This window comes from Paenibacillus rubinfantis, assembly GCF_001486505.1.
In the GTDB taxonomy this organism is placed as follows: domain Bacteria; phylum Bacillota; class Bacilli; order Paenibacillales; family Paenibacillaceae; genus Fontibacillus; species Fontibacillus rubinfantis.
Genome location: NZ_LN909062.1, coordinates 329,468 through 340,996, shown reverse-complemented (window position 1 = coordinate 340,996; position 11,529 = coordinate 329,468). Strand labels below are relative to the sequence as shown.

The 11,529-nt window shown below is 51.5% G+C and carries 7 protein-coding genes, 16 tRNA genes and 1 rRNA gene; 23 read left to right on the top strand and 1 reads right to left on the bottom strand.

Annotation, left to right across the window (positions count from 1 at the left end):
- The 19 genes from BN3277_RS05025 to BN3277_RS04935 all read left to right on the top strand — a co-directional run.
- Positions 1 to 464, top strand: a 23S ribosomal RNA gene (locus BN3277_RS05025); the annotation flags it as partial.
- Between the two features lie 67 nt (positions 465 to 531).
- Positions 532 to 607: transfer RNA gene (locus BN3277_RS05020), tRNA-Asn, on the top strand.
- Positions 608 to 613: 6 nt separating this feature from the next.
- Positions 614 to 705: transfer RNA gene (locus BN3277_RS05015), tRNA-Ser, on the top strand.
- 22 nt (positions 706 to 727) lie between these two features.
- Positions 728 to 799 (top strand) — tRNA-Glu (locus BN3277_RS05010).
- 86 nt (positions 800 to 885) lie between these two features.
- Positions 886 to 961, top strand: a tRNA-Val gene (locus BN3277_RS05005).
- A gap of 21 nt (positions 962 to 982) precedes the next feature.
- A tRNA-Met gene (locus BN3277_RS05000) sits at positions 983 to 1,056 on the top strand.
- Between the two features lie 34 nt (positions 1,057 to 1,090).
- A tRNA-Asp gene (locus BN3277_RS04995) sits at positions 1,091 to 1,167 on the top strand.
- A gap of 17 nt (positions 1,168 to 1,184) precedes the next feature.
- Positions 1,185 to 1,260, top strand: a tRNA-Phe gene (locus BN3277_RS04990).
- Positions 1,261 to 1,280: 20 nt separating this feature from the next.
- A tRNA-Thr gene (locus tag BN3277_RS04985) sits at positions 1,281 to 1,356 on the top strand.
- A 3-nt stretch (positions 1,357 to 1,359) separates the two neighbouring features.
- Positions 1,360 to 1,445 (top strand) — tRNA-Tyr (locus BN3277_RS04980).
- Positions 1,446 to 1,451: 6 nt separating this feature from the next.
- A tRNA-Trp gene (locus BN3277_RS04975) sits at positions 1,452 to 1,525 on the top strand.
- Between the two features lie 35 nt (positions 1,526 to 1,560).
- Positions 1,561 to 1,636: transfer RNA gene (locus tag BN3277_RS04970), tRNA-His, on the top strand.
- A gap of 23 nt (positions 1,637 to 1,659) precedes the next feature.
- Positions 1,660 to 1,731: transfer RNA gene (locus BN3277_RS04965), tRNA-Gln, on the top strand.
- Positions 1,732 to 1,736: 5 nt separating this feature from the next.
- A tRNA-Gly gene (locus BN3277_RS04960) sits at positions 1,737 to 1,811 on the top strand.
- A gap of 12 nt (positions 1,812 to 1,823) precedes the next feature.
- A tRNA-Cys gene (locus BN3277_RS04955) sits at positions 1,824 to 1,897 on the top strand.
- Between the two features lie 12 nt (positions 1,898 to 1,909).
- Positions 1,910 to 1,995: transfer RNA gene (locus tag BN3277_RS04950), tRNA-Leu, on the top strand.
- A gap of 21 nt (positions 1,996 to 2,016) precedes the next feature.
- Positions 2,017 to 2,096 (top strand) — tRNA-Leu (locus tag BN3277_RS04945).
- Between the two features lie 167 nt (positions 2,097 to 2,263).
- Positions 2,264 to 2,701: a MarR family winged helix-turn-helix transcriptional regulator gene (locus tag BN3277_RS04940; protein WP_059041174.1), complete on the top strand. Its 438-nt coding sequence runs from the start codon at positions 2,264 to 2,266 to the stop codon at positions 2,699 to 2,701.
- A 64-nt stretch (positions 2,702 to 2,765) separates the two neighbouring features.
- On the top strand, positions 2,766 to 4,145 hold the full coding sequence (locus tag BN3277_RS04935) for a metallophosphoesterase (protein WP_082691317.1): 1,380 nt from the start codon (positions 2,766 to 2,768) through the stop codon (positions 4,143 to 4,145).
- Between the two features lie 78 nt (positions 4,146 to 4,223).
- Here BN3277_RS04935 and BN3277_RS04930 read toward each other — a convergent pair whose 3' ends face one another.
- On the bottom strand, positions 4,224 to 6,329 hold the full coding sequence (locus BN3277_RS04930) for a GxGYxYP domain-containing protein (RefSeq protein WP_059041172.1): 2,106 nt from the start codon (positions 6,327 to 6,329) through the stop codon (positions 4,224 to 4,226).
- 248 nt (positions 6,330 to 6,577) lie between these two features.
- Between BN3277_RS04930 and BN3277_RS04925 the strand changes: the two genes are divergently transcribed.
- The 4 genes from BN3277_RS04925 (at position 6,578) to BN3277_RS04910 (ending at position 11,527) form a co-directional block, all read left to right on the top strand.
- The gene (locus tag BN3277_RS04925; RefSeq protein ID WP_059041171.1) at positions 6,578 to 7,831 is read left to right on the top strand and encodes a GntR family transcriptional regulator; all 1,254 of its coding nucleotides are present in this window, start codon (positions 6,578 to 6,580) and stop codon (positions 7,829 to 7,831) included.
- Between the two features lie 192 nt (positions 7,832 to 8,023).
- Complete coding sequence (locus BN3277_RS04920; protein ID WP_059041170.1) at positions 8,024 to 9,016, top strand: carbohydrate ABC transporter permease; 993 nt, start codon at positions 8,024 to 8,026, stop codon at positions 9,014 to 9,016.
- Entirely contained in the window at positions 8,994 to 9,917 is a 924-nt protein-coding gene (locus BN3277_RS04915) for a carbohydrate ABC transporter permease (RefSeq protein WP_059041169.1), read from the top strand. The genes BN3277_RS04920 and BN3277_RS04915 overlap by 23 nt, the downstream gene beginning before the upstream one ends.
- Positions 9,918 to 10,057: 140 nt before the next feature.
- On the top strand, positions 10,058 to 11,527 hold the full coding sequence (locus BN3277_RS04910; protein WP_059041168.1) for an extracellular solute-binding protein: 1,470 nt from the start codon (positions 10,058 to 10,060) through the stop codon (positions 11,525 to 11,527).
- The last annotated feature ends 2 nt before the right edge of the window (positions 11,528 to 11,529 follow it).

Below are 11,529 nucleotides of genomic sequence, written 5' to 3'. Positions count from 1 at the left end.
GGATAAAAGCTACCCTGGGGATAACAGGCTTATCTCCCCCAAGAGTCCACATCGACGGGGAGGTTTGGCACCTCGATGTCGGCTCATCGCATCCTGGGGCTGAAGTAGGTCCCAAGGGTTGGGCTGTTCGCCCATTAAAGCGGTACGCGAGCTGGGTTCAGAACGTCGTGAGACAGTTCGGTCCCTATCTGTCGTGGGCGTAGGAAATTTGAGAGGAGCTGTCCTTAGTACGAGAGGACCGGGATGGACGCACCGCTGGTGCACCAGTTGTTCCGCCAGGAGCACAGCTGGGTAGCTAAGTGCGGACGGGATAAGCGCTGAAAGCATCTAAGCGTGAAGCCCCCCTCAAGATGAGATTTCCCAATTAGTAAGACCCCTTGAAGACGACGAGGTTGATAGGCCTGAGGTGGAAGTGCAGCAATGTATGGAGCTGACAGGTACTAATCGGTCGAGGGCTTATCCAATTTACTAACACGCAAATTCGTTTCGTATCCAGTTTTCAAGGATTAAACCTTGAAAAGTTCATAATGTTCCCTGATAGCTCAGTTGGTAGAGCACTCGACTGTTAATCGAGTTGTCACAGGTTCGAGTCCTGTTCGGGGAGCCACTATATGGAGAGGTGTCCGAGTTGGCCGAAGGAGCACGATTGGAAATCGTGTAGGCGTCACAAGCGTCTCGAGGGTTCGAATCCCTCTCTCTCCGCCATTATTATTCTGTTCTACTGCATGGCCCGTTGGTCAAGGGGTTAAGACACCTCCCTTTCACGGAGGTAACAGGGGTTCGAATCCCCTACGGGTCATTCCCTTCATTATTTTAAGTCGATATTGCTGTCTGACTTGATTTGTGAATGGGTTATCTGTTACAATAGAACTTGTCTTTTCCCATGGAGGCTTAGCTCAGCTGGGAGAGCATCTGCCTTACAAGCAGAGGGTCGGGGGTTCGATCCCCTCAGCCTCCACCATATCGATTTTCTTTTTACTGACGCGGGGTGGAGCAGCCCGGTAGCTCGTCGGGCTCATAACCCGAAGGCCGCAGGTTCAAATCCTGCCCCCGCAATTATCCTCGCAAGAGGATGAAATCATCCTAGTGTGGAGCCGTGGTGTAGAGGCCTAACATGCCTGCCTGTCACGCAGGAGACCGCGGGTTCGAATCCCGTCGGCTCCGCCATTCAACTTCATAATTAAGGCTCGGTAGCTCAGTCGGTAGAGCAGAGGACTGAAAATCCTCGTGTCGGCGGTTCGATTCCGTCCCGAGCCACCATTCAACATTATTGTTGAAGCGCCGGTGTAGCTCAATTGGTAGAGCAACTGACTTGTAATCAGTAGGTTGGGGGTTCAAGTCCTCTCGCCGGCACCACGTGGAGGCTTAGCGAAGTGGCCAAACGCAGCAGACTGTAAATCTGTTCTCTGACGAGTTCGGTGGTTCGAATCCATCAGCCTCCACCAGTTTCTAGGGGCATAGTTTAAAGGTAGAACAAAGGTCTCCAAAACCTTTGGTGTGGGTTCAATTCCTGCTGCCCCTGCCACATTTTTTAGAAGTAGTGAAGAAGTTCATATTATGGCGGTCGTGGCGAAGGGGTTAACGCACCGGATTGTGGCTCCGGCATTCGTGGGTTCAAGTCCCATCGATCGCCCCATTTACTTTTACAATCAAATATAGTGGGGATTAGCCAAGCGGTAAGGCAACGGACTTTGACTCCGTCATGCATAGGTTCGAATCCTATATCCCCAGTATAAGCGGACGTGGCTCAGCGGTAGAGCATCGCCTTGCCAAGGCGAGGGTCGCGGGTTCGATTCCCGTCGTCCGCTCCATTTTTATATCATGGCGCCATAGCCAAGTGGTAAGGCACAGCTCTGCAAAAGCTTTATCCCCAGTTCGAGTCTGGGTGGCGCCTCCATTTAACTGCTTCGCGGGAGTGGCGGAATCGGCAGACGCACAGGACTTAAAATCCTGCGGTAGGTGACTACCGTACCAGTTCAAGTCTGGTCTTCCGCACTTTTGATCAACTTTATATGTGCCGGTGTGGCGGAATTGGCAGACGCGCGCGACTCAAAATCGTGAGGGAAACCGTGGGGGTTCGAGTCCCTTCACCGGCATCACAATCCAGAAACAGTTCATTAGACCAAACATCTAATGAACTGTTTTTTTGTTTTGTGGGTGTAACAACTCGACTTGACAACCTGTAACTGAGTTTGTTACTCTTTTCACGAAGTAAAAGTGTATCTACACACATGAGTCGCGAATAGCAGAAAGAAGTGAGATTATGACGAAGGATATTATGGAACGGTACCAGGGCTGCTACTGTGCGAATTTGCGGCAGATTAGCCGAGCGGTTACCCAATATTACGAGGATGTATTGAAGCCAACCGGACTTAAGGTAACTCAATACACCTTATTGCAGTATGTAAAGAGCGTGGGAGCTTGTACGATGCAGCAAGTTTCTGATGGACTTGGCCTGGAACGCACGACGTTGGTCCGAAATTTTCGGATATTGCAGGAAAAAGGCCTTGTCGAAATGATCTCCTCAACTTCTTCCAGATCGAACTTCATTCAGTTAACCGAACAAGGCCTCGAGGTTTTAGAACAGGCCATTCCATATTGGAATCAGGCGCAACGGTTCCTGGAAGAGGAATGCTTGTCGGTCGAAGAGTTGACGAGCTTAAAAGCGATTTTGCAGAAATTGCAAAAGAGATTAAGCTAATGTTATGCGCCTTAAGTGTATATACACAGATACGAATGATTAACAGCCTAGGGCGGGGGATGAAATGATGAAAAATGGTTGGATCTACGCGCTTCATTTGCTTTTTCTAGTTAGTTTGCTGGGGACTGCGGTTGGATGCGCCATCGCCGAGAATAGGCAAATTCAGCCGCCGCCCCGCCTTCCCTCCGGTCAACCTCTTCGGATGATTGCCGCCACTGATATGCACTACTTAGCCCAAAGTCTCAACGATGGGGGGAGCGCCTTTCAAAGCTTTGTTGAAAATGGGGATGGGAAACAGTTGTTGTACAGCGACCAGCTGATGCAGGCTTTAGAATATCAGGTGTCTATGCGGAAGGCGGATATCGTGTTGTTCAGCGGGGATATAACCAACAATGGGGAACAACAAAGCCATGCCGATCTGCAAAAGAGGCTTCGGGATATAGAAGCTACAGGGGCCCGGGTATATGTAGTGCCGGGAAATCACGATATTCTCAATCCCTGGGCTCGTCGATTTAAAGAGGACAGTCAATACAAAACGGACTACATCACGCCAGAGGAGTTCCGCCTGACTTATGGTGACTATGGTTATGATGAGGCGATATCCGTCGATAAAAGCTCTCTAAGCTACCTGGCAGCTCCTTCGGATGATGTTTGGTTGCTCATGCTGGACAGCGCCCGTTACAGACGAAATGAAGAGATTAACTATCCGCAGTTGGACGGGGAGTTTTCGGCGTCAACACTGAAATGGATTGAGCGCTGCGGGAAGCTTGCGGCTGACAGCGGGGCTAAGCTGATTGCGGTCATGCACCATAACTTGCTGGTACACAGCGAAATGTTATCGGAGGGCTTTACTCTCAATAATAGCGCGGAATCGGTGGGGGTGTTCCGTAAAGCGGGAATTCAAATCGTGTTAAGCGGGCATAGCCATCAACAAAGTATCGTTGCAGATCAGAAGAACGGTCAACCGCCCGTATATGACATATCGGAAGGGGCATTATCCGCTTTTCCTCATTTGTTTGGTGTTCTGGATTATACACCGGCTGACCATACGTTTAATTATGACGCGGTCGCGTTGGATGTTGAGGGATGGGCAAAGCAGGCAGGGGTCAAGGATCCCCAACTGTTGGAGTTTACTTCATACAGTGAGACAAATATTTTGAGAATGGCAAAAGCCAAATACTATAAGCGATTATCGGCATCACCGGTTATGGAGTCCTATTCTCAGGAGGAACTGACGATGTTGGCGGAATTTATCGGACGGATGAACCGTGTGGCCATGGCGGGGGGAGATCCTAGCGAGCTGGACCGCTTGAAATCGTCGAAGGGGTATCAACTTTGGAGCCAGGCTCCGGATGGTGCGCCGTTCAAGTCCTACATTATGAGAGCGACCGCGAGTCGGGAGGGGGCCCCCAGCAATCGGAAGCTAACGGTGGTTCAGCCGTAGACCATACGGATTTGGTTACCTTTTAAACAAAAAGACCATGAATCGAGTCGTTTGCGATCCATGGTCTTTTTGAGTTGTTTATGGATTCATCTCGAGCTCTTCGCTATCCTCCAACATATGCGGCTTCACGGACAATCCGTTGGCCTCACGTATAAGAGTAAAGTAATGGTCGGCTCGCACCACTTCAAATTCCGGGCCAAGCGCTTCGCTCATAGCGACGACATCAGAAGGGGTCAGGCTCCAAGCCAGCAGCCCCAGCGACACGAACAGCGGGGATTCCCCGTCCCAATTTGCTTTCGCTTGTTCCAGGATGCGGAGGCCGTCTTGAACGGTACTGATGCCCTGAATGGTGGACACCGGCAGAGAATCGTTTACGATTTCCACCCCATGGCGATCTTCCCAACTCAGGAACAAGCCAGGGGCTTTGTAGTAACGCTCATAAGCCTCAGCGTAACTTGAACCTAGCGGCACGTTGTTGCCGTCGATGCGGTTCAGGACATAGGTGAGGTTCATGCCGGTTTTTTGCAAGTATTTATAGGACTTCTTTAAGAAGTCGGCGAAGGTGGCTTCCGGCCAAGCTTCAGGGTAGAAATAACCCGCGCCGGACGGTCCGGCGATGATCAAATCGTTTGGCGTAGCCGATTGCCGGAAATAGTTCAGCATGGCCGGCGCGGCATCGTACAGCAGCGGGCTGGACGTCCAGTTGATCGGCACCTGACCGCGGGCCGGATCATCCCACAGAATCCGCATGCGATGCTGATTGTATTGGAAGTTATCACCTTCGCTGAACGTATACGTGACATAGATTTTATTTTCGAGTGGCGGAGCAGCAGGTGCCTTGGTCTTGATCTGCTTCGCTTGGGTGCCGGAGAAGACGGTCAGGTTACTGAACCAGTCGGCAGCCAAGACGTAAACCCCATGGTTGGAGGTCACTTCTACCGAACTGAATTCACCGGCCACATCATTGCTGAACCAGCCGAGGTAAGGCGTCCCCGGTTCAACATCGGCCATGATTTTCTCGAACAAGGCTCTTTGCTCCGGATCATTTACTTCCAACCAGAACACCATCGCTTTGTTTGCTACGGCATAATCACGCAAGTAACCGTAGGGCTCCTTCTGCTCGGAGGAAGGTGGTTGGATGCTGCCGGCGGATACCTTGTATTGGTTCCACATGACGACAGAGGCCGTCAGCTCTTGCGTCCCTGCAGGGGGAGTAAAACGGTAGACGAAATAACGTCCGTTATCCGCAAAACGGTGTCCGCCATCTCCGGCCGAGATTTGCGAATCCTGGCGATCGTAAAGGAACGCTTCCTCTTCCGGTGTACCAGGGATGAACTGGGCAATCGTTTGTCCGTCCGCCTGAACCACAATTTCATGGACTGCGGAACCCCAGCCGTCTTGCGTAAAGGCATCGTCAAACCGCAAATAGACGGCGTTCCCGCCCAGAAACGGGGTCAGGTCCAGATCGTAGGTGCCCTTATTGCTGGCATCGCGAATCTGTTCGGTTTCCTCCGCAATCACCTCAAATGATTCGGGGAGTCCGGGAGGGATCTTGACGCCGGTGTTCGGACTGAGCCCGACGAGCATGCGGTGCGTTGTTTGCTTCCACAGATGCTCGTATTGCCAGGTATAGGCGTCCATTCGATCCTCGAACCGGCCGCGAAGGTCATCCAGCACCTTCAAGCGGTAAGGGGAGGCCTTCAGTTGCTGAGCGATTTCCGGGCTGGCCACAACCGCATTTTTGAGCCCGGCTAAGGTCGTTGCGACGTTAATCGAATCCGGAACCTCTGGATCGTAGATGATGATGCCTTTCACTTCATTTTTGTATTTCTTCACGAGATCCCAAGCTTCATCGTGCAGCTTATAGGGAACCTTGAGGTCGTTCAGCCATGTCAGCTTACCTTCTTCTTCGTTCTCCAGCAAGTAGATGCGGGGTTCCGAACGGTTAATGACACCTTGGAGCGTCGCCAACATCAGCCGAATATCGCCCGGCGAGTCCACTACATCGGCCACATCAAGGCTTTTGACTTTCCCGAAGCTTGGAAGCGCTTGCGATTTAGGCCAGCTGATCGTGTTCTTGGACGCGGTCTCCGTTGAGGATTGTGCCGTTGCAGAGGTGGTACCAAGGGATAAGGACATTGTGCAGAATAAAACGAAACAAGTCATCGTTATTTTGCGAAACAAATGCGTTCACCTCGTATCCTCATAATGTGTAGGGCCATCGTTCGTTCAGGTTTCCTCTTGAAAGCCGGATCCACGAATTCCCTCCTTTATCGGCCAATTGTGTACTAGTAAACGATAGCACCTGTATAATATGTTTAATATATCCAATAATGATTGTCAAGCAAGGAAACAAGATGAAATGGATTGACGAAATGCTATAAATGATATAATGTGAATATATGGGAGAGTACAAAGATAGGAGAAGTCTTATGCAAAACGAACGTAAACCGTTATATATGCAGATTCAACAACACTTCAAGGATATGATTCTGCAGGGCAGGCTGCAGGAGAACGATAAGATCCCCTCGGAAAAAGAATTGATGGAGCAGTTCGACGTCAGTCGGATTACGGTAGCCAATGCGCTGATGCAGCTGGCGAAGGACGGCTGGATCTACCGAATCCCCGGCAGGGGCAGCTTCGTTAGCGAAGGAATCGGCGAGCTGTTGCATCGCCATCAAGGATCGCTGTCGCCGGACGGTGCGCCTTGGACGACGCTGGACGGAGGTGCGGGAGCTTTGGCGTATAACACCGCTTCGTTTGGCGGCGGGGGTACCGATCCTCTGCTGGGAGGCGGCGAAGCCGCACTCCAGACTTCGGGGCGAACGACGATTGGGTTGATTATGCCGATGTTGGTCGACTATTTTGCCATTCGGCTGCTTCAGGGGATCAATAACATCATCGCGGACAGTTCTTACAGCCTGCAGATCGTGTTGACTTACAATTCCATCGACCGGGAGAAGGAAGCGATCAAGGACTTGATCCGCAAAGGGGCGGCGGGGTTAATTATTTTCCCGTGCGATGCGGAGACCTACAACGAGGAAATCTTGTCCCTGAAGATGCGCGGCTACCCCTTTGTCCTAATCGACCGGTATTTGCCTGGCGTCGCCACCAACTTATCGCGCAGCGACGGGATGATCGGCGGACAACTCGCCGTCGACTATTTGTGGAGCTTGGGGCATCGCGAGATCGCCATCTGCTCCGATTCGCCGCTGCCCACGATTACGGTGGAGGAACGAATCAACGGATATATGGAGGCGCTCAAGCAGAAGGAAGCGATGATTAATCCGGCGCTGATCCTCACCGACTTTAACGTGGATTACAGCGAAATTGACAAGAAGCATCCGCTGTACCGGTTTATCAAGAATCAGATTGCGACCGCTTATATTACCCTGAACGGGCGCTTGGGCCTGCACATCTATTCGATTTGCAAGGAACTGGGCCTGAGTGTGCCGGAGGACGTCTCGATCCTTACGTTCGATGATCCGTCGCCGGGGCTGCATGAATGGGGATACTTCTCCCATATCTCTCAATCGGAGGTCGAAATGGGGGAGGCGGCAGCTCGCATTCTGCTCGAGATCTTCCAAAAGCCCGACATCAAGGAACCGGGATATACCAAAGTGATCCTCGAGCCCAAATTGATCGAAAGCCAATCCACCGGACCGCTCCGAAAGCGGACTACGTAACATGGGGGGATACGACATCTGCTTGCTGGCTTGCAAGCCGGTGTCTTTTTTTTTACAAATTAGCGATAAATGATATATCTAATATCTTGACATAAATGACATAGTAAAATATAGTTAATAATACAAATAGATATTCAGCTAATAACTGATGCTTAATCAGTGCACTTCACAGTAAGGAGGGTTGCTTGGACTATGGAAAATGCGGGATTACGGCAGCGGAAAATACCGCTGCGGCGCAGGTTAGGAAGACATAAAGATGCTTTAATCGCCGCCGTTATCCTAGTGCCGATGTTTTTGGTATGGCTTGTGGTTTCGGGTTTTCCCACTTTGTTCGGGTTCGTATTAGGTTTCTTTGAATGGGTGGGGTTGGCGGATACGCCTAATTTTATCTGGTTTGATAACTTTATCAGCTTCTTTCAAAACCCGGTGTATACAGATGCGTTGTGGAGATCGATTTGGCTGGGCGGACTGGTTACAGTTATTACGCTTGGGGCAGGGTTCTTTGCTGCACTGCTGATGAATATGCCGCTCTTTGGCAAAGGCTTTTACCGTTCGATTTGGTACATTCCAGCGATCACCGCAACGGTTGCGACCACGCAGGTATTCAACATTTTTCTGGATTCCAACAATGGGGTTATTAACAACATATTAAAGGCCTTGGGCAAGGAGCCGATCGTCTGGCAGTACTCCGTCGGGTGGGGGATCTTCTGGATTGTGGTCTACTCCGTCTGGAAAGGGGTAGGCGGGGCTGCGCTCATTTGGCTGGCCGGTCTGCAATCCGTGGATTTAGCCTTGTACGAAGCGGCCGAAATCGATGGCGCAGGGCGTTGGAATAAGCTGCGGTACGTTACGCTGCCGGGGCTAAAGCCAATCGCGACGTATATCGTCATCACGAATTTGATCGCAGCGATTCAGATCTACGAGCAGGTTCTGTTTATCACCAACGGCGGACCTTACGGGCAAACCGAGGTACTGGTGTTCCGTATTTACCGGGACGGCTTCTGGGACTTCAACTTGGGAATGGCCGGCGCATCTTCGCTGATCATGGCTCTGATCGTTATTGTCGTTACCGTGCTGTACTACAACTGGTCAACGAAATCCGACCGACGGACGACCATCCCGCTGAAGCCCGTCAAATCCGCAGGAAAGGAGGCGCTCCCGCATGCCCAGTCCACTAAACGCTAAGGTGAGCAAGCAGTTTAAGCCGGTTCATTTGCTAGGCCATATCGTGCTGCTTGGGGTGGGAATCATCCTGCTGTATCCGCTCATTTTTATGGTGCTTGCCGGGTTTTTCACCAAAACGGAATTTTCCTCGACGGTGCTGGGCATTTTTCCAATCCCCAAAGCGCCAACGCTGGAGAACTTCAAAGCGCTGATCGCCGGATCCACGGACGCGGCCGTAGCCACCTATATGAAAAACTCGCTTATTCGTACGGTCTACAATACGTTTTGGGCGATTTTGACCTCGTTCCTGGCCGGATACGTATTCGCACGGCTGCGGTTCAAGGGGCGGGATGCGCTCTTTCTGATCCTGCTGGCTACGCAAATGATTCCCGGTACGCTGGCTATCATTCCAACCTACCTTGAATTTGCTCGCTTTCCATTTGCAGGGGGCAACGACGTCTTCACCGGGGGGACCGGGATTCTGAACTCTTGGTGGGTCTACTTCATCGGCGGCCCCAGCATCAACATCATGGGGACGTTTCTGGTGAAGCAGTCGCTGGAGAAGGTGGCGCTGGAAATCGACGAAGCCGCCATTGTGGATGGAGCCGGGACGATTCGGCTGATCTTTCAGATTCTGTTCCCGCTGCAGCTGCCGATTATGGCGTTTATCGCGATCACGACGGCGCTTGGGACGTGGAACGATTTCATAACACCGTTTTTCTATACAACTAGCGACCATTTGCAAACGCTTCCAGCGGCCATCACACGGATTTCGTCCGTTGGTGCTAGCCCGGGTGCCGTGATCAACTATCCAATGATCATCACATTAAGCTTAGGGATTACGATCCCAGCACTGCTGATCTTTGCCTTCTTCCAGAAGTATATTGTGCAGGGCTTAGCCAATACGGGCATCAAAGGGTAAGGATAACCGTCAACACGCTTTGAGAAAGACTCAAAAAGGTCATTACGGTCCTTTGCGGATCGAATGGATAAACACCCGAGTTGAAACTTGACTTACTGGATACTCACAATGAATAAAATAAAATTTGGAGGGGTTCATGTATGTTGTGGAAAAAAATGCACGTCATGTTTCTATCGCTGTTAATCATCGCCTTGTTAGCGGCTTGCGGTTCCGGAGGAGGCAATACAGGCGGCAGCAAAGCCGCGAACGAACCGGGAACCAACCAAAACCAGCCATCCGGCAATGACGGCAAGTCATCGGAGGGAGGCGCAACCATTACGGTGCTGAACGAAGGGGCCGTTGGGGTTGGGGTAGGGGTGCTCGCCGATCTGCTGGAGAAGAACAAGCAAAAGACAATCACTGACGAGACGTTGAATCCACGGATCACGGAGGAGGATTACAACTATACTCCCGGTCAACGGCTGCAAAAAGCCGGTCTTTTCCCGTACTATTATCAATCGATTATGAGCGAGAAAATGCAAAGCAAAAACATTACGGTCAAAACCGAGGACTGGGGCTGGGGCGAGCCGCTGATCCAGAAGCAAACAGCGGGGTTCCTGGCCAAGAACATGCCGGACATCATCGTTGGGGAAACGCAAATGCCTGGGTTTGCCCAACAGGGCCTGCTTGAGCCGTTCCCGGATGACATGGCGCAGGAAATTCGCGACAATGTTGCGCCTGCTGCCTGGAAGCCGATGGAGTATGATGGGAAGATTTATGGTTTTGCCTCGCAGCCTGGTGTAAGCAGCTTGTTTTGGAACAAGGATTTGGTGAAGCAAGCGGGTTTGGATCCGGATAAAGCACCGGCAACCTGGGACGAATTGTTGGCCAATGTGCAAAAGGTAACCGAAGCCGGCAAAGGCAAGTTCTATGGCGGCGGGGTATACGCCGGGCCAAACGCCGGGGGATATTTGCGGTATGGTACACTACTAGTAATCAATGGCGGGGGATTCGCCGATGATCAAGGCCAACCTGTTTTTAACTCCGACGCCAACTTGGAAACGGTGCAGTTCCTGAAAGAGCTTAACGCCAACCATCCTGCAGGATTGATGGCAAACACGAACGAAGGAACCTATTTCGATGCGTTCAAAAAAGGACAAATCGCTTATCTGATCGACGGACCGTGGCGGGCGATCGAAAGCTCGCAAATCGGGATCGAATACGGCATGTCGCAAATTCCACTGTCCCCGGACGGTCAAGCCGGCAATATCACGATCGGCGCCGCGTTCCATGCCGTGCCGAAGGATGCCAAAAACAAGGAAGCTGCATTCGAGTACATTCGCGCGATGTACAGTGAAGAAATCCAGCAGTTGATCGCCGACACCGGCGTCCGTTCGCCGGTCTTGAAGTCGATCGCCGAAACCGATGCCTACAAAGCCGGTTACCCGGAAATGTATCAGCATTATCTGGCGATGTCCGGTAACGTGCAAGGGCTGCCGACGTTTGCCAAGGAAGATTCGAAAGTCTGGCAAATCTTTGGCGAAGCCGTAACCAAAGTCTTGATGACCAAAGGGGACGTCCAAGGTATTATGGACGAGGCGCAGAAGAGAGCGGAGGCCATTACGAAGTAAAC